25 protein-coding genes are annotated in these 23,256 nt (G+C 70.6%); 11 read left to right on the top strand and 14 right to left on the bottom strand.

Annotated elements, in window-relative coordinates; all coding sequences use genetic code 11:
- Positions 1-54 precede the first annotated feature (54 nt).
- Positions 55-861, top strand: a complete 807-nt coding sequence (locus tag HCN51_RS51115) for an SDR family NAD(P)-dependent oxidoreductase (RefSeq protein ID WP_168020232.1) — start codon at positions 55-57, stop codon at positions 859-861.
- Positions 862-1,431: 570 nt separating this feature from the next.
- Here the strand turns inward: HCN51_RS51115 and HCN51_RS51110 are convergent.
- A complete protein-coding gene (locus HCN51_RS51110; protein WP_168020230.1) occupies positions 1,432-2,271 on the bottom strand; it encodes a helix-turn-helix transcriptional regulator in 840 nt (279 codons plus the stop codon).
- A gap of 161 nt (positions 2,272-2,432) precedes the next feature.
- Here HCN51_RS51110 and HCN51_RS51105 point away from each other — a divergent pair, with 161 nt between their 5' ends.
- On the top strand, positions 2,433-2,804 hold the full coding sequence (locus HCN51_RS51105; protein WP_168020228.1) for a beta/gamma crystallin domain-containing protein: 372 nt from the start codon (positions 2,433-2,435) through the stop codon (positions 2,802-2,804).
- A gap of 368 nt (positions 2,805-3,172) precedes the next feature.
- Positions 3,173-3,502: a transposase gene (locus HCN51_RS51100; protein WP_168020226.1), complete on the top strand. Its 330-nt coding sequence runs from the start codon at positions 3,173-3,175 to the stop codon at positions 3,500-3,502.
- Positions 3,503-3,875: 373 nt separating this feature from the next.
- On the opposite strand, the gene HCN51_RS51095 is transcribed toward HCN51_RS51100, so the two are convergent.
- On the bottom strand, positions 3,876-4,463 hold the full coding sequence (locus HCN51_RS51095; protein WP_168020224.1) for a CGNR zinc finger domain-containing protein: 588 nt from the start codon (positions 4,461-4,463) through the stop codon (positions 3,876-3,878).
- 165 nt (positions 4,464-4,628) lie between these two features.
- Here HCN51_RS51095 and HCN51_RS51090 point away from each other — a divergent pair, with 165 nt between their 5' ends.
- Positions 4,629-5,960 (top strand): MFS transporter, encoded by a 1,332-nt coding sequence (locus HCN51_RS51090; RefSeq protein WP_206068877.1) that lies wholly within the window; start codon positions 4,629-4,631, stop codon positions 5,958-5,960.
- A 52-nt stretch (positions 5,961-6,012) separates the two neighbouring features.
- Positions 6,013-7,134, top strand: a complete 1,122-nt coding sequence (locus tag HCN51_RS51085; protein ID WP_168020221.1) for an epoxide hydrolase family protein — start codon at positions 6,013-6,015, stop codon at positions 7,132-7,134.
- 605 nt (positions 7,135-7,739) lie between these two features.
- Here HCN51_RS51085 and HCN51_RS51080 read toward each other — a convergent pair.
- Both HCN51_RS51080 and HCN51_RS51075 read right to left on the bottom strand, forming a co-directional pair.
- Entirely contained in the window at positions 7,740-8,933 is a 1,194-nt protein-coding gene (locus HCN51_RS51080) for an MFS transporter (protein WP_168020219.1), read from the bottom strand.
- A 30-nt stretch (positions 8,934-8,963) separates the two neighbouring features.
- Entirely contained in the window at positions 8,964-9,701 is a 738-nt protein-coding gene (locus HCN51_RS51075; RefSeq protein ID WP_168020217.1) for an SDR family NAD(P)-dependent oxidoreductase, read from the bottom strand.
- A gap of 3 nt (positions 9,702-9,704) precedes the next feature.
- Here HCN51_RS51075 and HCN51_RS51070 point away from each other — a divergent pair, with 3 nt between their 5' ends.
- Complete coding sequence (locus HCN51_RS51070) at positions 9,705-9,845, top strand: hypothetical protein (RefSeq protein WP_168020208.1); 141 nt, start codon at positions 9,705-9,707, stop codon at positions 9,843-9,845.
- Here HCN51_RS51070 and HCN51_RS51065 read toward each other — a convergent pair.
- Positions 9,826-10,398: an NADPH-dependent F420 reductase gene (locus tag HCN51_RS51065; RefSeq protein WP_168020205.1), complete on the bottom strand. Its 573-nt coding sequence runs from the start codon at positions 10,396-10,398 to the stop codon at positions 9,826-9,828. The two genes, HCN51_RS51070 and HCN51_RS51065, sit on opposite strands and share 20 nt — an antisense overlap.
- A gap of 120 nt (positions 10,399-10,518) precedes the next feature.
- Between HCN51_RS51065 and HCN51_RS51060 the strand changes: the two genes are divergently transcribed.
- Both HCN51_RS51060 and HCN51_RS62785 read left to right on the top strand, forming a co-directional pair.
- Complete coding sequence (locus HCN51_RS51060) at positions 10,519-11,010, top strand: MarR family winged helix-turn-helix transcriptional regulator (RefSeq protein WP_168020203.1); 492 nt, start codon at positions 10,519-10,521, stop codon at positions 11,008-11,010.
- Positions 11,007-11,450, top strand: coding sequence for a CocE/NonD family hydrolase C-terminal non-catalytic domain-containing protein (locus HCN51_RS62785; protein WP_346434104.1), 444 nt, complete (start codon positions 11,007-11,009; stop codon positions 11,448-11,450). Before HCN51_RS51060 ends, HCN51_RS62785 begins: the two co-directional genes overlap by 4 nt.
- Before the next feature lie 274 nt (positions 11,451-11,724).
- Here the strand turns inward: HCN51_RS62785 and HCN51_RS51050 are convergent, their stop codons facing one another.
- The gene (locus tag HCN51_RS51050; protein WP_168020201.1) at positions 11,725-12,093 is read right to left on the bottom strand and encodes a hypothetical protein; all 369 of its coding nucleotides are present in this window, start codon (positions 12,091-12,093) and stop codon (positions 11,725-11,727) included.
- A 303-nt stretch (positions 12,094-12,396) separates the two neighbouring features.
- Between HCN51_RS51050 and HCN51_RS51045 the strand changes: the two genes are divergently transcribed.
- A complete protein-coding gene (locus tag HCN51_RS51045) occupies positions 12,397-13,608 on the top strand; it encodes a GDSL-type esterase/lipase family protein (protein WP_168020199.1) in 1,212 nt (403 codons plus the stop codon).
- Positions 13,609-13,697: 89 nt separating this feature from the next.
- Positions 13,698-14,129, top strand: coding sequence for a hypothetical protein (locus HCN51_RS51040; RefSeq protein WP_168020197.1), 432 nt, complete (start codon positions 13,698-13,700; stop codon positions 14,127-14,129).
- Between the two features lie 269 nt (positions 14,130-14,398).
- Here the strand turns inward: HCN51_RS51040 and HCN51_RS51035 are convergent, their stop codons facing one another.
- On the bottom strand, positions 14,399-14,998 hold the full coding sequence (locus HCN51_RS51035) for a TetR/AcrR family transcriptional regulator (RefSeq protein ID WP_168020195.1): 600 nt from the start codon (positions 14,996-14,998) through the stop codon (positions 14,399-14,401).
- Positions 14,999-15,096: 98 nt separating this feature from the next.
- Here HCN51_RS51035 and HCN51_RS51030 point away from each other — a divergent pair, with 98 nt between their 5' ends.
- Positions 15,097-16,587 carry a carboxylesterase/lipase family protein gene (locus HCN51_RS51030; RefSeq protein WP_168020193.1) on the top strand — a complete coding sequence of 497 codons (1,491 nt, stop codon included), beginning with the start codon at positions 15,097-15,099 and terminating at the stop codon, positions 16,585-16,587.
- Between the two features lie 550 nt (positions 16,588-17,137).
- Here the strand turns inward: HCN51_RS51030 and HCN51_RS51025 are convergent.
- The 7 genes from HCN51_RS51025 to HCN51_RS50995 form a co-directional block, all read right to left on the bottom strand.
- A complete protein-coding gene (locus HCN51_RS51025) occupies positions 17,138-18,103 on the bottom strand; it encodes an NAD(P)-dependent alcohol dehydrogenase (RefSeq protein ID WP_168020191.1) in 966 nt (321 codons plus the stop codon).
- Between the two features lie 24 nt (positions 18,104-18,127).
- Positions 18,128-19,144 carry a permease prefix domain 1-containing protein gene (locus HCN51_RS51020; RefSeq protein ID WP_168020189.1) on the bottom strand — a complete coding sequence of 339 codons (1,017 nt, stop codon included), beginning with the start codon at positions 19,142-19,144 and terminating at the stop codon, positions 18,128-18,130.
- Entirely contained in the window at positions 19,141-19,479 is a 339-nt protein-coding gene (locus tag HCN51_RS51015) for a PadR family transcriptional regulator (protein ID WP_218156036.1), read from the bottom strand. Before HCN51_RS51015 ends, HCN51_RS51020 begins: the two co-directional genes overlap by 4 nt.
- A gap of 544 nt (positions 19,480-20,023) precedes the next feature.
- Positions 20,024-20,317 carry a hypothetical protein gene (locus HCN51_RS51010; RefSeq protein WP_168020187.1) on the bottom strand — a complete coding sequence of 98 codons (294 nt, stop codon included), beginning with the start codon at positions 20,315-20,317 and terminating at the stop codon, positions 20,024-20,026.
- Between the two features lie 685 nt (positions 20,318-21,002).
- Positions 21,003-21,611, bottom strand: coding sequence for a Rossmann-fold NAD(P)-binding domain-containing protein (locus HCN51_RS51005; protein WP_168020163.1), 609 nt, complete (start codon positions 21,609-21,611; stop codon positions 21,003-21,005).
- Positions 21,612-21,814: 203 nt separating this feature from the next.
- Entirely contained in the window at positions 21,815-22,003 is a 189-nt protein-coding gene (locus HCN51_RS51000; protein WP_168020161.1) for a hypothetical protein, read from the bottom strand.
- 141 nt (positions 22,004-22,144) lie between these two features.
- Positions 22,145-23,256, bottom strand: a 1,112-nt coding sequence (locus tag HCN51_RS50995) for a LacI family DNA-binding transcriptional regulator (protein WP_206068876.1), incomplete at its 5' end; no start/stop codon positions are given.

The raw sequence follows: 23,256 nt of genomic DNA, 5'->3' as shown, positions 1-23,256 counted from the left end.
GCCAGCCTGGCTTACGGTGCCATCGTTGTTCCCGACCGGACTCCTGGAGGAGCCATGACACCCGTGGACTACCACGGTCAGACCACCCTCATCACCGGCGCCAGCGCGGGCATCGGCGCCGAGTTCGCCCGGCAACTCGCCGCGCGGGGCTCCGACGTCGTGCTCGTCGCCCGGCGGCTGGACCGCCTCGAACACCTCGCGGACGAGCTCGCGAGGGCGTACCGAATCACCGCGACCCCGATCGCCATGGACCTGGCCGCCCCGGGCGTCGCCGCGGCGCTCGACGCCGCGCTCACCGAGCGCGGCCTCACCGTCACCAGCCTGATCAACAACGCCGGCTTCGCCACCAACGCGGCATTCCACCAGGAAGACCCGCAGCGGCTGGAGGCGGAGATCGCCGTCAACGTCACGAGCCTGGTCGGCCTCAGCCGCCAGTTCGTCGGACGGCTGCGCGCCCACGGCCGCGGCGTGCTCGTCAACGTCGCGAGCATGGCCGCCTACCAGGCCACCCCGACCATGGCCGTCTACGGCGCGACCAAGGCGTTCGTGCTCAGCTTCACCGAGGCACTCTGGTACGAGTCGCGCGGCACCGGGCTGCGCGTGATGGCGCTGTCGCCGGGCGCCACCGAGACCGAGTTCTTCGACGTCGCGGGCGCCCAGGCCGACGGCGGTACCGGCCGGATGCGCCCCGAGGAGGTCGTCACCATCGCGCTGAAGGCCCTCGACCGGCCTGCCCCGCCGCCCAGCGTGATCACAGGCACCAGGAACCGGCTGATGGCGCACGCGGGACGCCTGGCAGGCCGCCGCCGGATGACCATGACGATCGGCTCGATGATGGACCGGGCGCGAGCAGGTCGCTGAGCCCTGCCTCCCGATCGGCCCCGGCATCGGTCCCTTCACCTGGCCGCACTCCGCTGGGTGACGCTCCGAGCGGTCTCGAACTCGCGACCATGCGCGGGGCGCTACCGGAGGCCGCCCAACAACGTCCGCTACCGCGCCCCGCTCACCGACGAAGAAACCAGCATCTTGCTGGCCGCTCACGTCCTCCAGGGCCACGGTGAATAGGACAGCTGGCGCCAGGACCACCTTGACGCCGAACGAGCACTCAAGGACAGCGGCCTGCTCCACAGCCAGAACGGGCCGTACCGCGTCGGCCTGGACGACGATGTTCGTACCAGTCTTCGATCACCGGCCCAGCGCGCCGGCCGGCACCCACGCACCGCGAGACGGCTTCCAGGCGGGGAGCGTGCCTGGGCCGGCAGCGGCGCTCGGTGGCAGCGGTCTATCGGGAGGTAGGACGCCGGTGCCGTCCCGGCGGGCTGCCGTCCCGGCGCGCAACACGCCGGCACGGAGGATCGAGGCGCTGGATCCGGCGGCGGCCGCCGCCGACGCAGGAGGGCGCAGACGGGGGGCGCCGTCTGCGGCCGGCCGCTATCGCGTGGTGCTGTCTTTGGTCATGGCGCCGGTGATGTTGAGGAGTTTGAGCCGGTCGGCGGCGTCGCTGCCGGGGGCGGCCGTGAAGGCGACGATGCGCAGGTCGCTGCCAGGGGCGGTGAGGATGTCGCAGTCGAGGGTGAGCGTGCCGGCGTCGGGGTGGTGGAAGGTCGTGGTGTGGGGTTCGTGGACGCCCACGGCTCCGGTGTCCCACAGGTGCGCGAAGTTGGGGCTGACGGCCCGTAAGTCCTCGACCAAGGAGCGCAGGCGGGCATCGGCGGGGTAGCGGGCGGTCGCCGCGCGAAGATCGGCGACGAGGGCCGTCTCGAACCGGCTCGCCTGCTCGGGGACGTGGCTGATCCCGGTGAAGAGCCGCCAGGCGACGTTGCGCTCGCGTCTGCGCCAGGTGGACGCGTCCCCGCACAAGGCGGCCCACAACGGGTTCCACAGGATGATGTTCCAGCTCGCGTCGCACACGTTCAGCGCCGTGCCGTCGAGTTGGTCGAGCAGCCTTCTGACGCTCGGCGGGATGTGGGTCGGCACCTTTCCGGGGCCTGGTGGCGGCTGGCCCGCGAGGAGAAAGAGGTGTTCGCGCTCGGCCTCCGACAGCCGCAGCGCGCGGGCCAGCGCGGACAGCACCTGCGCTGAAGGGGAGGTGGCCCGGCCCTGTTCCAGGCGGACGATGTAGTCCACCGACAGGCCGGCCAACTGCGCCAGTTCCTCGCGCCGTAACCCGGCGGCCCGCCGTACCCCCTTGGCGGTCACTCCTAGCGCGGCGGGAGAGATGCGGTCGCGCCAGCCGCGTAGCGCCTTGCCTAGTTCCCTGGATCCGCCCATATATCCCAGTATGTGCTGCTGCGACATCTGAGACAGCCTGGTACTGACAGTCCATAGGCCGCACAATGCACTTTCTGTCGCCTGGCGATGCGACGAGGGTGGAGATCAGCACCGATGCACTCGTTTCCACCGCATGAATCTCACCTGCAAAGGAGAAGTCCATGAAACGCATCGCCAAACGCGCGGGCCTGGCCACTCTGGCGTCCGTCGCGGTGACGGCCTCTCTTGCCGTCGCGCTCCCGACGGCGGCGTACGCGATCAATGAGGTCGCGTGCGGCAACCGGACCGACCTCGTGCGCGCCACAATCCACGCAACCAACGGCTCGTCGGTCGACTACTGTTACGCCAACGCCGGGGAGGACATGTACGCCCTGAACATCTGGTGGGTCACCCGGATCTCGACCGGTAACAACCGCGTCCAGTGGTACGGGGACGGAAGGTGGCAGCCGGCTCAGCCGATCCCGAAGTGGACCGTGTTCACCTGGCCGAACCATCCCGGTGGGGTCCGCATCCAGGGGATCAGGATCCTCTGAACTGCCGGCGATTTCGGGGCGGCGGTCCTGCCCGATCGCCGCTCCGGCCGGCAGGGCCCCGGGGCACAGCCCTGGGAAAGCCGGGCCTTCACATCGAGGTCGCGAGTTCGCGTCACCGCCACTGACATCAACGGGCTCTGGCTCACTCGCGATGATCGGCTACTCAGGGTGAGCTCGGCGAGAGGATCCCGGTGCTGTCTCCCGTTATCGCGATCTTGTAACGGACCCCATACGGAGACGGCCGCTCGTCAACGATCTGGTTCGTCGAGAACCTGATCACCAACGAGCGGCCATGGGGTTCGTTGTGCTGCACGCTTCGGCAGGCGAGAACGCCTGCAGCCTTCGTTTGTTCTGCCCGCGCCGCGGAGATGGACGTCCTCGATGTCGAGGACCTCGGTGACACCATGCTGATCGCAGCGCGCACCGTGGCGAGCCAAGCCCCATGTCCGAAGTCTGGGCTGCCCTCGACCCGGGCGCACGATCGCCGGACCGGATGGGATCTGGCGACGGGCCGGCGGCCGGTCAAGGTCGAGCTGGAGGTGCGCCGCTTCTTCTGCGGCGAACCCTCTTGCGACCGAGAGATCTTCGCCGAGCAGGTCGGCGGGCTGACCCAGCGGCATGCCCGTCGCAGCACCGCCCGGCCGCCACCTGCGGATGCGGGGTGTAGCCGATGCGCGTGCCGATCGCCACCGTCGTGATGATCTCGGTGCCGCGCATGAATCGGCTCCTGTCCAGTGTGGTTGGAGTGACAGGCAGGGAAATCCAGGGACGCGCGGTATGCCGTAGGCATGTCGCCGGGGACCTTGGATGTTGAGCGCAGATCCCACGTCTGCAGCACCTGCTCCAGCCGGGCGTCGGCCGGATCCAGGGCATCGGGGAACGAATTGTCAGCGTGCGCATCCATTCCCGCCGCATGTCGTGAGATCCGACAACCCCCGATCAAGATCGGATGCAGGTTTCTACAGGTTCAAGGCGACCGCGGGCGGGTCACAGCGCTGATGTGCCCTTGGGGGCCCGAACGAGTTCGTCGAAGGCGGGCTGGGACGAAACCCCGGCGCCGGCCCGGCAGGGTCAGGTGCCGGCGCTCAAGCTGCGCCGGCTCCGGTAGGCCGCGACGCTGGCCCGGTGTGCGCAGGTTCGGGTGCAGTACTGCTTCGAGCCGTTGCGCGAGAGGTCCACGAACGTGGCCCGGCAGGTCGGCCCGGCGCATACGCCGAGACGAGCGGGACCGAGTGTGGCGATCACGGAGGCCAGCGCGCTGAGCGTGGTCGCGGCAAGGTGCGCCGAGCAGCGGTCGGTGTCGGAGGTCACCTCGGTCCACCAGTGGTCGTCCTCGTGGCGCAGTACCGGGGTGGCGCGGCTGCGACGCAGACCGTCGTTGATCAGAGCCGCAGCTTCGTCCGCGTCCGCGTTCGCCCGTTCGAGCACCTTACGCACCGTCTCGCGCAACGCACGGACTTCCGCCAGGTCGGCGCGGGTGAGATGCCGCGGACCGGTCCCTTGGTTCGCGGCCGGACTCGGAGGCTCGGCTGCGGGATGGTCGTCAAGGAAGTCCCGGAGCTGCTCCACGGTCTCGAGCGCGTCCTCTCCCTTGATCGGCCTCAAGGTGTTGGCCAGGTCGACGGCCGTCTGGACGAGGCTGTAATACGCATCCTTCATTTGACGTGTCTCCTCACTGCTCCGTAATGTTACACACAAAGGAGCTTTCACATGTCACAACATACGCGGCAGGGGACGACATCGCAGACGATCACGCCTGGAGGGACGCCGGCATCGGAGCGAACCGAGGCCCTGGACGGCCGTCGGCTGGGGCTGATTTTGGGGATGCTGGTGCTGCCGATGTACGTGGCGCTGGGAGCGCCGTCGGTGGCCCTGCCGGCCATCGGCCGCGCACTCGCGGTGCCGTTCGGGGCCACCGCATGGATTCTCGCCGGGTGGTCGCTGACCTCCGCGCTCGCGATGCCGGTCGCGGGTCGGCTGCTGGTCCGTTGGAGCCCCTTCCAGGTCCTCGTCGCCGGGGTCGTGGCGCTCGCCGCGGGCTCCGTGCTCGCCGGAGCCGGGCCGACATTGTCCGTCGTGATCGTCGGCCGGCTGATCGGGGGTGCCGGGGCGGGCGCGACCGTGATCGCCGTCTTCGCCGCGGCCACCGCCCTTCCCGGGCGGCAACGGATCCGTGCGCTGGGAATCATCGCGGCCGCCAGCGCGACGGCGTCGGGGTGCGGGACACTGCTGGGCGGGGCGGTGACCGCATGGCTCGGGTGGCGTGCCGTGCTCGCGATCCCGGTCCTCGCGCTGCCCCTCTTGCTGGCCGCATTGCCGAGCAGGCGCGCGCTGACGGGGAGCGGTAGCGGCGAGCGGAACGGCTCGACCGGGCGACTCGATATCGTCGGCGCGGCCGTGCTGTCGGTACTCGCCGGCTCCTTGATCACGTTGCTGCAGGCGCACTCGGTCGGCCTGCCCGCTCCGGTCACGCTCGTCGTGGCTGCCGCCGGGGCGCTCGCCGCCGGGGGACTGTGGTGGCGCGTGCGAAGCACGCCCGACGGCTTCGTGCCTCGGCGGGTGATCGCATCCCGCGGCTTCCTGGCGGCCGGGCTCATCGGCGGGACGGTCTTCGCCGGCTACTACGGGGTGCTGTTCCGCGCCCCGTCCCTGATCGAGCAGGCCACGGGCGGTGGCCCCCTGGAAGCGGGCGTGCTCTTGGCCCCGGCCGCCGCGTGCTCGGTGCTGGCCGGGCGGCTGGTCGGCACCTTGACCGACCGGTTCGCCGGCTGGCAGGTGTCGGCCGGGCTGGCGGCACTCACCGTCGTCGGCGTGCTCGTGGTCGCGGTCTTCACCGGGCCGATCCCGATTGTCGCCGGCACGGCGTTGACCGTGTGCGGGTTCGCCGGCGCCCAAGCCGTACTGGTGAGCCTCGCGCCGGACCTGGTCGCCACGGGCGACCGCGACATCGCACAGGGCCTGCTCAACTTCATGAACGCCCTGGGTGGCGGGATCGGTCCGGCCGCTGTCGCGGGTCTGTCCGGCATCGTGCCGGTGCCGGTGGCCCTCGCCGTGCTCGCGGCACTCCCGTCGGCCGGACTCGTTGTCAGCCTGACCTGGCGCCCTGCCGCCGGCCGCCGCCCCGAACCCGGCGCCACGCGGGGGAGCCCGCGATGACGGCCTGCCTGCCTCTGATCCGATAACACCTTGACCAGTAAGGAGCCATGCCATGTCCGCCGAGCCGTTCGAGGTCAGCATCACCGAAGCCGAGATCGCGGACCTGCGTGAACGATTGCGACGGACACGGTGGCCCGAGCGCGAGCCGGTGGACGACTGGTCACAGGGTTTGCCGCTGGCGTATGCGCAGGAGCTGTGCCGTAGCTGGGCCGAGGACTACGACTTCGGGTTCGCCGCGCGGCTGAACGTCTTCCCGCAGTACCGCGACACGATCGACGGGCTGGGCATCCACTTCCTGCACGTCCGCTCGCCGGAGCCGGACGCGTTCCCGCTCGTGCTCACGCACGGGTGGCCGGGTTCGGTGCTCGAGTTCCTGGAGGTCCTCGGCCCGCTGACCGACCCGCGCGCGCACGGCGGTGACCCGGCGGACGCCTTCCACGTGGTCGCGCCGTCCTTGCCCGGGTACGGCTGGAGTGACAAGCCGTCGACGACCGGGTGGGGCATCACTCGCATCGCGCGCGCCTGGGACACCTTGATGGTCTCGCTGGGTTACCAACGGTACGGCGCGCAGGGCGGTGACTGGGGTTCGGCGGTGTCCGGGGCGCTGGGCGAGGTGGCGCCCGAGCGGGTCGCCGGCGTGCACGTGAATCTGGGATCCGTGGCGGCGGGCACGTTCGACGACCCGACGCCCGGGGAGCTGGCGAATCTCGAGGCCGAGAAGGAGATGCAGCGCACCGGCCGGGGGTACTCGGCGATCCAGGCCACCCGGCCGCAGACGCTCGGCTACGGCCTCACCGACTCCCCGGCGGGGCAGGCCACCTGGATCGCCGAGAAGTTCTGGGCGTGGACGGACAACGACGGCCATCCCGAGGACGCGTTGTCGCGGCAGACGATCCTCGACGAGATCTCGGTCTATTGGTTCACCGCGTCGGCCACGTCGTCGGCACGCCTGTACTGGGAGAGCTTCGCCAACTTCCGGGACAAGGTGACCGCGCCGTCCGGGCTGTCGGTCTACCCGCGCGACATAACCCGCCCGTCGAGGCGGGAGGCCGAGCTGCGGTTCACCGACCTGCGCTGGTTCGAGGAACTGCCGCATGGTGGCCACTTCGCCGCGCTGGAGCAGCCGGAGTCGCTGGTCGAGCAGGTGCGCGGATTCTTCCGCCTGATCCGCTGATCGTCCGTACCATCCCCTGGAAAGCCCTCCCGCACCCAGGGGAATCGAGCCACCGGCCGGACCTATACCGGTCTTGACGACTTCCGAGCCAACAACGACCTGCTCAGCTCAGACGACATCATCCTGGCGCCGCGCAACATCACCGCCGTGCCGGGCGAGGGCGAGATCGTCACAGTGTGGGGCAAGGAGTAAGTGAGCTTGCTCCGCTTCGACGGACACCATCGTTGTGGTGGCCAGGCCGCCGCGACCGCCTCGTAGCCGGCGGGGCTACGGTAGCCCGAGCTGCTGTGCGGGCGATGCCGGTTGTAGCAGCCCTCGATGACCCTGTCGCCAATTGCGCGACCAGTTGGGGTTGCTGTTTGCCGATGAGGAATTCGCCTCCGCGTTCGGGCGCCGAGGGCGTCCAGGAGTATCGCGTGGTCTCGCCTGCCGGCAGATCCTGAAGCGGCTCGATGACCCTGTGGCTCGCGATGGGGTGTGCCGGTGCGCCCTGAGGGCCTACCACGATCCGGCAATGCGCGCTGTTGGGCCGGGGTGGACCGCTGGGTGGCCCAGGAGGATTGCCGCGCATGTCTCGGCGTCGTCGTAGGACGTGTATCCCCACGTCACCGACTCTGACAGGAGCCGCAGCAGGAGACCGACCCGAGCGGCGGCTCACGGCCTGGGAAGCGCAGGCTCACCAGCCCGGTCACGGCCAGGCCCGTCAGGCCCAAGGCCATGCCGATCCAGGCCGGTGCCGCGTATCCATGTCCGGCCTCGACAGTGAGTCCGGCGAGCACGGAGCCGAGGGTGTTGGCCAGGTTGAACGCGCCGATGTTGGCCGCCGAGGCCAGGGCGGGCGCCTGCGAGGCGCTGTCGAGCACCCAGGTCTGCAGGGGCGGGATCGTCGCGAAGGCGGCCATCCCGAACAGGACGATCGCGGCGATGAAGGCCGGCTGGTTGCCCGCCGCCACGGCGACGATCGCGGACAGGACGGTGAGGGTGCCGACGGAGAGGTAGACCGCGGGGAGTACGGCCCGGTCGGCCAGGCGGCCCCCGAGGAGGTTACCCGCGACCAGGCCGATTCCCAGGACTCCCATGACGACGGGAACCGTACCGGGGGAGAAACCGCCCACGTCGGTCATCATCGGTGCGATGAAGGTGATCACCGTGAACACGGGCGCGAATCCGAACACGGTCATGGCCAGCGCCAGCCACACGCCGCCCTGCCGGAAGACGCTCAGCTCGCGCAGGAGGCTCTGCTCCTGGGGGCGAGGGCGGGAGGGGACCAGCGCCGCCACCCCGGCGAGGCCGACCACCCCGATGGCGACGACGGCCCAGAAGGTGGCGCGCCAGCCGAGCGCCTGCCCGATCGCGGTGCCGGCGGGCACGCCGAGGACGTTCGCCAGGCTCAGGCCGGAGAACATGATTGACAGCGCGCGGGCGCGCTTGGCCGGTTCCACCAGGTCGGCCGCGACGACGGCGCCGACGCCGAAGAAGGCACCGTGGGCGAAGGCCGCGGTGATCCGCCCGGCCATCAGCACGCCGTAGGTGGGGGCCAGCGCGGAGAGCAGGTTCCCGGCCAGGAAGAGGATCATGAGAGTGAGCAGCATGGCCTTGCGGGGCAGGCGCGCCCCCGCCATGGTGAGCAGGGGCGCGCCGATGACCACACCGGCTGCGTATCCCGAGACCAGCAGCCCGGCGGCCGGGATGCTGACGTCGAAGTCGGCGGCCAGCTCGGGCAGCAGGCCGTTGATGATGAATTCGGTGGTTCCGATGCCGAACGCGCTGATCGCGAGGGCGAGCAGGGCCACGGGCATGAGGGGCTCCTGTCAGCGAAGAGGGACAGGTCAGCGCGGGTAGGCGCCGCCGTCCAGGCTCAGCACTTGATTGGTGAGATATCCGTTGCGCAGGACGGCCAGCGCCAGGTCGGCGACCTCCTCGGGCCGGCCGAACCGGCCGACGGGCAGGGCACGGGGATCGGCGTTGCCGGGCAGCATGCGCGTGTCGTCGATCAGAGCGGGCGCCAGGGCGTTGACCGTCACGCCGCGGGAGGCGACGCGGGCGGCCAGGAAGTGGGTCAGGCCGTGCAGCCCGGCCTTGGAGGCGGCGTAGTCCGCGCCGATGACGCCGCCGGTGAAGGCGGCGACCGAGGACATGAACAGCACGCGCCCGTACCCGCGCGCGGCCATGCCCGGCAGGGCGTGCTGGGCCAGCAGGAAGGGGGCGCGCAGGTTGACCGCGAGCGTGCGGTCCCACGCCTGGAGGTCGAGCGTGGTGTAGTCCTGCTGGCGCGCATGGCCGGCGTTGGGGATCAGGAGGTCCACGGGGCCGCCGAGCGCGTCGGCGGCCTCGTCCAGCAGCCTGGCCGGGACATGCGGGTCGGCGAGGTCGCCGGCGAGCGCCACCGCGCCGACTCCCGCGTTCTGAGCCTGGGTGACCAGTTCGTGGGCCGGGCCGGCGTGTGAGCCGTAGACGAAGGCGGTCTTCACGCCGGCGGCGATGAGGCGCCGGCCCAGTGCCTGGCCGATGCCGCCCGACGCCCCGGTGAGCAAGGCGACCCTGCCGGACAGGTTGTGATCGTTCATTGTTTGTCCTTTCCCGCGCACTTCGCGGTCGTACGGCTGGCCTCCTCGCCGGAGGTACGGGACGAGATCCGCTCGTACGGGCTGACGCCCGCCGAGCGGAATCCCATCGTCCCTGTCGGAGTCGTCACGCCCGCGCCAGGGTGAAGCCGATGCCCGCGCCCATCCCGCGCCCGTACGCGAGCTGGATCAGCAGCTCCACGGCCGGCTCCAGGTAGCGGGCGTTGGCCAGCGGGCCGGCGTCCACGGCGTCGAAGCCGAGCTGCGTGCCCAGCTCCAGCACGGTCTTCCTGGCGGCCTCGTCGTCGGAGGCCACCGGCAGGAACAGGCCGGGGGTGTCCAGGGTGGCGGCGAACACGGTGTTGAACGCCTTGACCACCCGGGCGCCGGGCAGGGCGGCGGCGACCTGCTCGCCCGCCGAGGTGGTGTGCCCGATGGTCAGCGACATGAAGTCGGCCGCCAGCGGGTTGGTGACATCGATCACGACCTTGTCCCGCAGGGCCGTCTTGACCTGGGCGTCGAGCTGGGCGATGGCGGTGAACGGCACGGCCAGCACGGTGACCTCGGCCTCGGCGGCCTGCGCCGCGACCTGGTCGGCGGCGGTGGAGGAGTTCGCCGTGGTGACCGTGTGCCCGACCGCGACAAGACGGCGCGCCAGCGCCGAGCCGACGTTGCCGTGGCCGATGATGCTGATCTTCATGAGAGAGCCTTTCGCGATGGGATGCGACGACACCCAGATGCGTCGAATTCGACGCATTGGGGCAACGGTGATGATCGTACGGTTGCGTCGAATTCGACGCAACTCCGGTAGGCTCTCCCCATGAGTGAACCGCGGTGGTTGAACGAGACACAGATGCGCGCCTGGACCGGCTTCCTGGAAGCCTCGGGCCTGATCCAGCGCCACGTGGAGCGGCAGCTTCGCCAGGATGCCGGGCTCACCATGATCCAGTACGAGATCCTGCACTGGGCCAACGAGTGCGCCCCCCAGCGCCGGTGCATCACCGACCTCGCCGACCTGATGATCACCTCCCGCAGCGGTCTGAGCTACCAGGTGGCCCAGCTGGAGAAGGCCGGCCTGCTGCGCCGCGAAACCGACGCCGACGACGAGCGCAGGGCCATGGTCGTCATCACCGACGACGGCCGGCGACTCCTGGAGAAGACCGCGCCCGGACATGTCGAGGCGGTCCGCGACGGCCTGGTCGACCTCCTGACCGACGAGCAGATCGCCCAGCTCGCCGACATCATGGACGAGGTGCGCACCCGCCTGCGTCCCCGCGTACTGCCGACCGCCCGCCGCAAGAGAGCCATGTGATCGGCACGCTGCCCCACGGCCGTTCGCTGTTTCGCTTGTGTCCTGCCCGGACGAATCACGACTCCTGGGCGGCTGTGGGGGTCTATCGGCGTTCGCCGGGCTTGCCGTCGACGAAGAGGACGCCAGGGCGACCAGGTGGGCGCCGTTGGCCGCGACACGCCAGGCCGAAGCGGTCCGGTTCGGGGGTCAAGGCTGGATGCGGCCCCGGGAAACGTTCAGGTCCGCGCAGTGCCCTGAATCGCGGCCGGTTCCGGCGCGGCCACCGCATCCGCGTCCAGGTCTCCAGCGGCGCCTTCCCGCGCTACGACCGCAACCCCGGCACCGGCGAACCCCGTACCACCGCCACCTCCCCGCGCGCCGCCGATCAGCAGGTCTTCCACGATCCCCGGCACCCCTCCGCCGTCATCCTCCCGAGCGCCCTACCAGCCGAGCTTGCATGAACTCGAAGTTTCGGCCGCCGCCCCGGTCTCGCAGCACTGACTGCCGGCGATCCTGCCGTGGTCGGCCGCATCCGCCATGCCCGGGCGACGCTACGCCCAGGCGCGCCGTCAGCTGGGGCTTTCGTAGCGCGAGAGGTCGGAAGAGGTGTCACGGTCGCGGCAGCAGGGCGTCGAGGTGGTCGGTCCGCAAGGTTCTCGACATTCCATGACTGCTGTATGAATCATCGATTCAGAAATCTACAATGTAAAGGCGCTCGGTTGATATAAAATTCAGTCAACATGAAAGGCACGGGCTTCGCCCGTACTCATCAACCAAAACCGGCGTGATCGCCGATCGCCGTTGAGTGGTCCCGGCGACGGTGTCCTTCTCGATCCGCGGTCGGGCATGCCGGTCCCGAGGTTTAGCCGGACGGGATGCGTTCGCGAGCCCGTCATCCGGCGGCGACCGGCCCGTCGAGGCCGCGTCCAGCCGGTCCATGGCCGCCCCGGCCCGCTCGGTCGCCGGCAGCTTTCGCCCGACGTCCAGCAGTCGCAGTTCGTCCGCGACCTCGCCACGGTGGTGACGCAGGCGGCGTTTGCCGCTGGGCGGCCACGCGGGCGCGCTGCTCGGCCGCCTGCGGCAGGTCATGCGCCAGCCGGTCATCTTCCCGGATCAGGTGGTCTCTCCGCGCCATGACTTCCTGATTCGGCCGCGTCCGGACACCCGCACAAGCTCGAACTGATGCGTCCGCTCAGGCGTCGCAGGCAGGACAGAGTCTCCTCACCTAAGCGATACATCAACACACGGTTACAGATGACTACGCTGTGTGTTCGCTTGTCCGGCGGATAAGCGGCCACCGAATCTTCAGCAGCCCCGAATACCGAGATCGGCCATGCGTTCACGTTCGTCCACGCGCCCGAAGGCCCGACTCAGAAGGCGTTTCCCGCCCACAGTGAAGGAGCAGCAGTGAGCGCTACCAGCCCGCAGCATCCCCGCAGTGTCCCCGCCGCTTCCCGCCGGCTGCGCCGTGCCGGGCCTGCCGGCCGGGTCCTGGCACTCCTGGCGCTGAGCGCGACGGCTCTGGCCGTTCCCGTGCCCGCGGGGGCGGAGGCCAGGGCTGAGCAGGTGGCGGTGTCCCTGGGGGACAGCTTCATCTCCGGTGAGGCGGGCCGATGGTGGGGCAACAGCACGGTGACCGCCGCTGCGGGTTGCACTCGCGGCGGAACCGACCGGGCCGCCTATCGCCAGCGTCTGATCTGCCACTACGACGCCGAACGGGTGTACGGCGACACGGCCGTGCACGGAGCGGGCACCGGGTGTCATCGCTCCGACGTGGCCGAGATCACCGGGCTGCGCCAGGCCGGGCTCACCCCGGTCAATCTGGCCTGTTCGGGGGCGGAGACCCGGCACATCATCGACGAGGCGTTCAAGGAGAACACCACTTCCCAGGCCGACCTGCTGGCCCGGGTCGCCGCCACCCGGCAGGTCGAGGTGGTCGTGCTGTCGATCGGCGGCAACGACCTGAACCTGTCCGGGATGCTGCGCCGCTGCGCCGCCCTGTACATGGCGTCGGACGAACGCTCCTGCGCCGCCACGGGCGAGGGTGATCGGTTCCTCAGCGCGCTGCCGGAGGTGGAGCAGCAGGTGACGCGGGCGGTGCAGAAGATCCGCCAGGTGATGCGCCAGGCACCGGCCCGTTCCGCCGGCTACCGGCTGATCCTGCAGTCCTATCCCTCCCCGGTGCCCTCCTCGTCGCAGGTGCGCTACAGCGAGGGCAGCGGCGGCAAGACCGCCACGCGGACGCTCGTGGGCGGCTGCCCGCTGTGGGACGCCGACTTCGACCTGATGCACGACACCCTGGCCCCCGAGATCGACGCCATGCTGCGCCGGGTCGCCACCGCGACCGGCGCGGAGTTCTTGAGCATGCTGGGCGCCGTGGAAGGCCACGCGTTGTGCGAGCGGGGCACCCGCCAATCCGGCACGCTGGACGACGCCGCCGAACTCGGCGACACGATGGAGTGGGTCCGGTACGGCACCGTCGGCGCGAAGATCAGCCAGGGGCATCAGCAGGAGGCCATGCACCCCAACGCGTTCGGCCAGCAGGCACTCGGCCGCTGCCTGCTGTCCCTCTACCGCGACCCCCGCAGCCGGGCCTGCGACGCGACGGCCCGTACATAATCGCTCGACGACACCATCAACGAACGTATGTGGCGCGCGCGCTGTTCGGCGATGCCCAGAAGAAGCCATGCCGGACGCATACTGCAGGTATGCGCTTACGTCCGCTGCTCGTGAGCCGGTTCGCGAACGCCTTCGGCGGGGCCGCGATGCCGTACATCGTCCTCGCCGTGCTGGCCGGGGGATGGGATCCCCCCGATGACACCACCGCGACGGCGATCGTTGTGGCGTTCGCGGCCGTGGCGCTGGTGCTGGCGGTCCGGGGGTTCAGACTCGGCGTGGTATGCGGGCCGGCGACCATCACCGTGCGGGGGTACTCGCGGAGCCGGACCATCCCGATCGCGGAGATCTCGGAGGTTCAGGACGTCTTGCTGGCGTCCGTCCGATGGCGGGACGGGCGCGGGCGCGTACGGAAGACGCCCATGCTCGCCTTCAGCACGCCGATGCGTGTGCATTCCTCCGTGGCCGCGCACGCCGAGAGCTCACTCCAGCAACTGCAGCACTGGATCGAGCGCCACCGGTGACGAGAGCGGAGCAGGGGGCGCGGCGCACGATCCCGGCAGCCGACCCGGCTCGTCTCGACACACGCCCTGGTCAGGGCTAGCGGGACCAGCGCCGGTGCGAGGTGGCGGGATCGCACACCCGTCACGGCCCAGGGCTGATACCACCAGTAGAGTCCCGGCCTCGGGATGCAGCACGTAGGTGGTCACCGAGACTGTCGAGATGGAGTACTTCCTGAGGAGGGTCTTGCCCATGGTGGGCTGCAGCGGGGCTTCGGCCTCGCCGAGGCGGGTCACGTAGTCCCGAACAGCCGGTCCAGGTGCGCGTCGATCGCGGCGAGCGCGTCCTGGGGCTGGATCACGTCGAGTTCGATCAGGGAGGTGAAGCCGGTGAGGGCGAGGAGCAGGTTGGTCTCGGTCGCCGGGTCGCGGCCGGGGTCGATGTGGCCGTCGGCGATCGCCTGGCGGACCAGCTGCTCGACGCGGGCCCGCCCTTGGACGAGGCCGCGTCGTGCCTGCTCGTGCACGGCCTCGTTGTGCAGCGCCTCCAGGACGTAGGCGGCGCTCATCCGGCTGGTGGCGCGGGCGTCGGCGTGCAGGGGGAGCATTTCCGCGAGCGTCAGTCGCAGCACGTCGCGGGGGTGCGGGCGGTCGCCGAGCTTTTCGAGGCCCTGGTGTACGCGCGCCGCGGTCTGCTCGGAGGCGAAGTCCATGGCGAAGGAGAGCATGGCGGTCCGGGAGGCGAAGTAGTGCTGCAGCTGCCCGAGTGACATGCCCGCCTCCTGCGCCACCACGCGCATCGTCAGCTGGGTGACGCCGCGCTGCTCCACCACCCGCCACAGCGCGCGGGCGATCGCTTCACGGCGTCGCCGGTGATCCACCTGTTTCGGCATCGCCGGCCCCTCCCTCGTAACCCCTGAACTGTTCCCATACAGTTGACATAATACACCTGACCCATAATCCTGGGGTGCATTCGAGGGAAGGAATCTTCATGTCCGAACAGCCCAAGGTACGGACCACGGAAGGCGTGGTGCAGGGGCGCCGGCGGCAGGGGCACGCGGTGTTCCGCGGCATCCCCTACGCCCGGCCCCCGGTCGGCGCGCTCCGCTTCGCCGCGCCCGCGCCGCCGCACCGCTGGGAGGGGACGAGGCAGGCGGTCGAGTTCGGCCCCGTGGTGCCGCTGTCCCTGCCGATCGAGGTGCCCCCGCAGGGCACCGACTGGCTGACGCTCAACGTCGGCACCCCGGATCCCGGCGCGGCGGGACTGCCGGTGCTGGTGTGGATCCCCGTGGGCGGCTACCTCGCGGTGGCGTCGAGCGACCCGATGTTCGACCCGGCAGCGCTGGCCGAGGCGGGAGTGGTCGTGGTGACCATCAACTGCCGCGTGGGCGCGGAGGGATTCGCGTTCCTCGACGACGCGCCGCCCAACCGCGGATTCCTCGACCAGATCGCGGCGCTGGAGTGGGTGCAGCGCAACATCGCCGCCTTCGGAGGCGACCCCGGCCGGGTCACCGTGGGCGGACAGTCCGCCGGGGCGGGCTCGGTCGCCGCCCTGCTGACGATGAAGCCCGCGCGTGGCCTGTTCCGGCGGGCCATCGCCCATTCGGTGCCGGGGCTGTACAGCACCCCCGCGCTGGCACGGCAGGTCACCGCCGCGTTCGCGGACCGGCTCGGCGCGGCGGCCCCCACCGCCGAGGCTCTGCGCGACATCGACCCGTGGCACCTGGCCGCCGAGCTCACCTCCTTCAACGCCGGCCTCCACGCGCACCGGGACAGCTGGGGACGCCTCACGGAGACCGGCACCGCGCTGTGCCCCGTCGTCGACGGCGAGGTCCTCCCGGAAACGCCCTGGCCCGCGCTGACCGGCACACGCGCGAACGGGACCGAACTGCTCGTCGGCCACGCCCGGGACGAATTCCGGTACTTCAGCGTCATGAGCAGACGGTACGGCACCTTCACCGAGCAGGACGCCCACGCGGCCCTGGAACTGCTCGCCCCGCAGCCGGACGGCGCGCGGGCCTACCGAGCCGCGTTCCCGCAGGCAGGCCCGGAGGAACTGGTGGAGACGGTGTACTCCGACGCCCTCTTCCGCATGCCGTCACAGAAGCTGGCCGAGGCGAACGCAGGAGCCGGCGGCACCTCGTACCTGTTCGAACAGTGCTGGGCCGCTCCGGCCCTCGGCGGCATCCTGGGCGCCTGCCACAGCCTCGACGTGCCCCTGGCGTTCGGCACCCTCGACAGCCCCGTCGGCACCCAGCTCATCGGCGAGCAGCCCCCTCCCGAGGCCGTCACGCTCTCGCGCGAACTCCAGGAGGCATGGGTCCGCTTCGTCACCACCGGCGACGCTGGCTGGCCCGCCCACCGGCCCGGCGAGCACCTCACCCGCGTCCTGGACACCGAGCCGAAGACTCTGCCTTACCCTGAACAGGCCTCCCGCCAGATCTGGGAAGGCCGCTTTCCCGCTCCTTTCGATCTCTCATGATCGGCTCCCGGCCGGAGGCGGCCTCGACCTGCGGTCACTCGCTCTTGTAGCAGGTCAGGCAGCCACGGGTGATCGGTGTGTCGTCCATCCCCTGCGGGATGCGCGCGTCCGATGCCGAACGCAAGGGCCCTCGCGGTGAAGGTTCTTCGGGCAGGGTGCGGTGGCCGCGCCGGCGCCGGAACGCATCGCCGGCAGCGCCTGAGAGGGCCAGAGTGGAAGGGTGATCACGTCTTGGTTCGTGCTGTACGGCGAGGTGTCCGGGTCGATGTGCGGCGCGAGGTCCGGCGTGTTGCGGTCCGGGACCGCGGGGTGGCTGACGGCCCTGTCGCCCGCCCGAGCGCGAGCCGGTGGCCGTCGCCGAACACGGGGTTCACCTCGGCGAGGACGTGGGCGAGTGGCAGATCCGCCCCTTCGAGTGCTCGGTCATGGATCGATCCTGCGATGAGAGGCGGGGACGGCTCATCGGGCCACCGGCCCGACCTGCGCCCGCCCCTCGGCCGACCGCGATCTCGTACTTTCCGCCAGGCCCAGGGCACCCGGCCTCCTCGTCCTATGCCAGAAGGACGATCTTGCCGCGGGCGTGCTCCCGCTCCAGGAGCCGGAGGGCGTCGGCGGCCTCGCTGAGCGGATACGTGCGTTCGATCACCGGTGTCACCTTGCCGTCGGCGACGAAGCCGGCGAGCGTCCGCAGGTCCTCGGCGGTGCTCCGGGAGGTCAGGACGCGGAGCCGCTGCCGGACGAACGGCGTCTGCGCGACCGTGGCCAGCAGCCGGGGAATGGGCCCGAGCACCGGCCCACCCGCGCTGTTGGAGGCGATGTAGATGCCGCCGGGGGCGAGGAGCCGGCGCAGCGCCGAGATCGGGTGGTTGCCGACCATGTCGATCAGGACGTCGAAGCGTCGTGTGTCCCGGGTGAAATCCTCGCGGGTGTAGTCGATCACGTGGTCGGCGCCGAGCGAGCGCACCAGCTCGGCGTTGCGGGTGCTGCACACGCCGGTGACCTCGGCGCCGAGCGCCTTGGCGAGTTGCACGGTGAACGTGCCGACCCCGCCGGAGGCGCCGTTGACCAGCACCGTCGTGCCGGGGCGCGCGGTGCCGAGCCGCAGCGCCTGCAAGGCTGTGGTGCCGGCGACGGGTAAGGTGGCCGCCTGCTCGAACGTCACCTGCTCCGGCTTCCTGGCCAGGCGTTTCGCCGGGATCGCGACGTATTCGGCGAAGCCGTGCTGGGCCGTCTCGCCGAAGACCTCGTCGCCGACCTGGAGGTCCTTGACGTCCGGGCCGATCTCCGCCACCGTGCCCGCGACGGCGCGTCCCAGGACGGTGGCCTTCGGCCGCCGCACCCCGAACGCCAGGCGCAGCAGGAGCGGCGTGCCGCGCAGGGTGAGCAGGTCGGCGTGGTTGAGTGCGGCGGCGTGCACCCGGATCAGCACCTCACCCGCGGCCGGGGCGGGACGGTCGACGTCGGCGTGACGCACGACGTCGGGCGAGCCGTATTCCTGATAAACGATCGCTTTCATGCCGGTCTCCTGGTTCGTGTGGGTTCAGCGACGCGTGGCTCGGGCGATGCCGTCGATGACGGCGAAGACGATCGTGAGGGCGGACACGACGATGAGTGCGGTGTTGACCCAGGTGGTCGCGCTCTGCGGCCAGGCGGCGGCCTGGGTGAAGCCGGGGTTGAGCACCCGGTCACCGGCGGCGAGCCAGAGCAGCGCGATCGGGCAGGCGATCTCGACCAGTGTCCCGGCCACGGCGAGCGGAACGCTCCACCGGGCGTAGTGCTTGGCGTAGGCGACGGCGAGGTTCAGGGTCACCAGGGCGATGAACGCGTACACGAAGCCGGTCTGCCACAGCCACGGCGCCAACACGCCGATGGGGGCGCCGTGCGCGTCGGTCTCGGTGCTAATCACCGGGGAAAGTAGGACGAAGGTGGTGAACAGCACCATCGCCACGGTGTAGATGATCAGCTCGCCGTAGCGGGCGCGGCGGGTGGGCGGCTCGGGGAGCGCGTCGGGCGTCCAGCGCCTGGCGGGCGTGCGGGGTCCTGCGGCGCCTGCGGTGACGCGTCCGGCGACGCGTTCGATGGTCGCGAACAGCAGCGTGGTCCAGCAGACCAGGTGCGCGGCGGTGGTGAGCGCCGCACCGAGGGTGTCGCCGATCAGGTCGAACGCGCCCGCCCCGCGCAATCCCTGCACGAGCCCCACCGCCACGGCCACGGCGGGCACGATGGTCACGAGCAGGGCGGTCAGTAATCGCGTGTAGTCGAGGTAGAGCGCGGGGCCGATGAGCTGGAGCGGACGGTCCGCGTAACCGGCCGCCAGCCGCGCCGGGTCGCCGAGCTCGGTGAGCACCGCGAACTCGGCCTCGGCCCGGTCGGCGCCGGCCTCCACCCGGCCGTCGACGGCGTCGGCGATGGAGGCCCGCAGCTCGCGTTCGATGTCGATGTCGGGCCGCTGGTCCTCGGATCGCCGGCTCCCGCTCCGCCGGCTTCCGGGCAGGTGGCGCAGGACCGCCGCGACATAGCGGTCGGTGAGTGTGTCGGTGGTGGCAGGAGTGGTCATGACGCGCCTTTCAGGGAGCGGAGTACGGTGTCGAGCTCGTCCCAGTCGCGACTGAGCGCGGCGGCGAGCGCCGCGCCCCTGTCGCTGGTGCGGTAGAACTTGCGCGGCCGGGATTCCTCGGTGTTCCAGTCGCTGGTCACCAGACCCTGTTTCTCCAGGCGGCGCAGCAGGGGGTAGAGGGTGTTGGCGTCAACGGCGAGGCCCGCCCGGGTGAGGCGGTCGAGCAGCGCGTAGCCGTAGTCGGGGCGGTCGAGCATGAGCAGGCAGGCCAGGACGACGGTGCCCCGCCGCAGCTCCTGGAGATGGGTGGCGAGCAGCTCATCGTCATCGTGCACATGCCACACGATACTGTGTGGCACACACTATTGCAACGAGCACGGCATAGCTGGACCGTTCAGGGTGGCGCGACAGCGCTGGAAGGGCGCGACAAGGGCTCGACAGGACCCCGTCACCGCAAGCCACGTAGCCCACAAACACGGCTTGGGAGTTCGGCGCGGACCTGGCTGACCGGCTTCGACGGCACCCCAGATCACTTCGCTCGCCTGCGTACCGGAGTCGAAGCGCGGCACGGGGGAGGTGCGGGTCTCGACGGCGCGCGCGTCGGCGGCGCTGAGCAGTCCGGTCGTCGGCGCGCCCCGGACCGCCAGGAGCGTGGTGCCGTCGTGGCAACCGGCCCAGCGCACACCCGGCGCCGGGGAAGCGGGCGATGCTGTGGCGTCGGCCTCTCTTCGCGGGATGGGGACTTTCCTCTTGTGCCCGCCCGGCGGTGCGGTCACTGGTTCGGTGCTCAGCGCGCTTACAGCGGACGGCACGATCCGCCACCACGGTTGGGCGATGGCCTCGATCTGGGCCTCGAAGGTGGCCGCCGTGCGCCGGGCTTCAGGCAGGGCCTGACGCGAGGGTGCAGTTGTCGGCGCCGAGCTGGCCGTTCCACATGAATGTCCAGCCGCAGTCGTACGTACCGGCCGCGGAGCCGAAGCGGATGGTGACGCTCGTGCCGCTGTGGCCGTCGCACCCGATCGCCGACACCTCGTAGTACCCATCGCCGGTCGGCGTCCGGGTCCCCGAGAAGCAGACGGCGTCACTGGCCGCCGCCGCGTGGGCAGGAGCTGCCCCCAGCGAGACGGCGAGAACCGCCGTGCTCAAGGCGACCGCCGTCCTGATCGTTGTCATGGTGGCTCCTTCCGCATGGTCGTCGATCACTCCAACAGCCACGGTAATCGGCGGGGGAGGGCCCGCCCATGAGCATCTGTCACCGATCAGATGTGCATTCCTCCCCGCGCGCACCGCACCGCCGGTCACGGTGCGGCCGTCGCCCCGTCCGTCGCCCCGTCCGTGGTGATCGCCGGCGGCGGTCGTGCCGCCCTGATCGCCGCGCCCGCGTCAGGCCCGCACCCGGCCTCCAGCCAGTGGTTCCCGATCGCGACGTCGACGGCGTGCGCGACAGGGTCGCCGGTCTCGTCCAGCTGCTGGCAGTTCTGCCCTTTCTCTCTAATGAAGTGATGAGCTTCTACTGCTGCTGAGGGTGGCAACGAACAGTGCGAGGAGCAGGTCGCTGAGAGCCACGAGCACCTCTTGTTCGCCGCGGTGCGGGATCAGACCATGACGCCGGGGACGCCCTCACCCCCGCTCTATCAAAAATCTACAATGTAAAGGCGCTTGCTCGATACAAGATCAAAAACACCGTAAAAGGCACGGGCTTCGCCCGTACTCACCAAGCAGAACAAGACGTGCCGCCGACCGCCGTTGAGTGGCGTGACGCCGCCATCCGCCGACTACGAAGCCCGCCACAGCGGCCTGACCACCACAACGATGGTGGATGGGCGTGGTGACCGGGCCGGGATGGAGGAGAGGGGTCTCAGCGCGGGGTGGTCGGGGGGGCGTCGAAGTAGTGGCCCTGGCCGAGGTCGTCGATGAGGCTGGGCTGGGTGGGCTTCCAGCCCAGGAGGTGGCGGGTCAGCGTGCTGGAGGACGGGTTGTCGGCCTGGGCGTGGGCGCTCAGGAAGCCCGAAGTGGGCTTCGGCCTGGGTCGGCGGGATGCTGACCGCGGGAGGTTCAGCCCGCGGCCGATGCCCTCGATGAAGCCGTTGTGGTCGAGCGGGCTGTGCACGGTCGGGGGGAGCCGGACGGCGGACGAGCGGATGCCGCGCTCGGTGAGGGCGGCATCCGCGTTCTCGGCGTCGATTCGCGGTCCTGCGTCGAGCGTGTCGTCCTCGGTGAGCGTGTCGTCCTCGGTGAGGGTGTCGTGCAGTCCTGCGAAGGCGAACAGCACGGTTCCGGACGTGGTCACCAACGGCTTGCCGGTGTCGGCGAGGGCGTCCCCGAGCGCCTGGATGGCGCGCAGATCGGCCGCAACCGCGCCGTCGAAGTCGCCGGCGAACATGGCGTCGTGCTTGAAGGCCAGGTGAATGACGCCGTCGGCTGCGGCGGCGGCCGCGGCGAGACCGTCGAGATCGCCTCGGTGCACCTCGGCGCCGGCGGGACGTCACCGAAGCGGAATCAATATCGTCTCGATACCGCTGATTCCCGTTCCGATACTCCCCAAGGGCCTGTCCGTCGAAGCGGAGCGAGCTCAGCACGCAGTGTGACCGCCGAGCGTACGTGGTCGTCGGCGCAGCAGCGGGGAGGCCCGTTCACCGAGCCGATCGGGAACGATGCGGTCGCTGGTCGTCATCCGTGTGAGCGGGGGACAGGGCCGGCTGCCTGGGCGAGTCGGTAGGTGTCGGCGATGACGCCGGTGGCCTTGGCGGGCTCGGGGATTGTGTGGCCGATTGCCACCCATACGACCAGGAGCCAGGCGTAGCCCACTGCCAAGGGGGTGCGGATCTCTCGCACGCCGGGTAACAGCGTCGTCGGCATGCCCTCATTGTGCGGCGCGGGCTCCTCCAGGAATATGCCTGTGACGGCGCGTTCCTGGCGGTCGTGGCTGGGATCGCCTCCTGCGGTGTTCTGTGCGGGTGCTGCCGGAGTGGGCGGGTTGGCGGGCTTGATGCGGCTCGGCTACGTGGCGGGAGTTCGCTCATGGCGCGCCGGCGGTCCGTCGGCCACCGGCGCGATGGAGCCGCGCCGGATCAAGGTGGCGGGAAGGGGTTGCAGGGGCGGGGGGTTCGTGGCGCCGCCGATGAGTGCGGCCAGGCGGGCTCCGGCCGCGTATCCGATGTCGTACGTCGGTTGCGCCACCACCGTGATCGGCGGTGTGACCAGCCGGGCCCAGGGCTGGTCGTCGTACATGAGGACTGAGACGTCGTCGGGTATCCGCAGGCCCTGCTCCTGCAGCGCTCCGACGACGACCTGGCCGATGAGGCTGTCGGAGGCGATGAGGGCCGTGGCCGGGCTGGGGCTGTGGACGAGGTCCAGCACGGCCTTGCGGATGGCGGCTTCGTCGTGCCGGCAGGGCCGCAGCAGGTCGGGATCCCAGGTCAGGCCGCGTTCGGTGAATCCGGCGACGAGGCCGGCGACGCGGGCGGCCACGGGGGACGGCAGCGGGTGGGGGCCGTCCGGGCGGACGTCGCTGCCGTCGGCGGTGGTGATGTAGCCGATCCGGCGATGTCCCAGGTCCAGCAGGTGGTCGGCCGCTTCGCGGGCGGCGGGCTCGATGTCGGCCCGGGCGGCGTCGACGGCGAGCCCGGGGACGGTGCGGTCGAGCAGGACGAGTGGGCGCCCGGCGTCGACGACGGCTCGCAGGTGGGGTGAGTCGCCGGTGGAGGCCGGGGCGACGATGAGGCCGTCGACTCGTTTGTCCATCAGCATGTTGACTGCGGCGCGTTCGGCCATCACGCGTTCGCTGGTGTTGGTGAGCACCACGGTGAAGCCGGACCGCTCGACCGCGTCGGAGATGCCTCGGGTGGCCAGGGAGAAGTAGGGGTTTTCGATGTCGCCGACGACGACGCCGATGCTGTGGGAGCGGCCGGTGTTCAGCGTCTTGGCCAGTTGGTTGGGGCGATAGCTCAGCCGGGAGGCGGCGGCCAGCACGCGTTCGCGTACGGCGTCGCTGACGGCGCCGTACGCGCCGAGCGCGCGAGCCGCCTGTGCTTTGGAGACGCCGGCTTCGCGGGCGACGTCGGCGACGGTGATCTCGCGGTGGTTGCCTGCCTTGGCCATGGATCCTGCCT

The organism is Nonomuraea composti (assembly GCF_012034275.1).
GTDB lineage: Bacteria > Actinomycetota > Actinomycetes > Streptosporangiales > Streptosporangiaceae > Nonomuraea > Nonomuraea composti.
The sequence above is the reverse complement of the archived record's forward strand: the minus strand, read 5'-3'. Positions and strand labels throughout refer to the sequence as shown.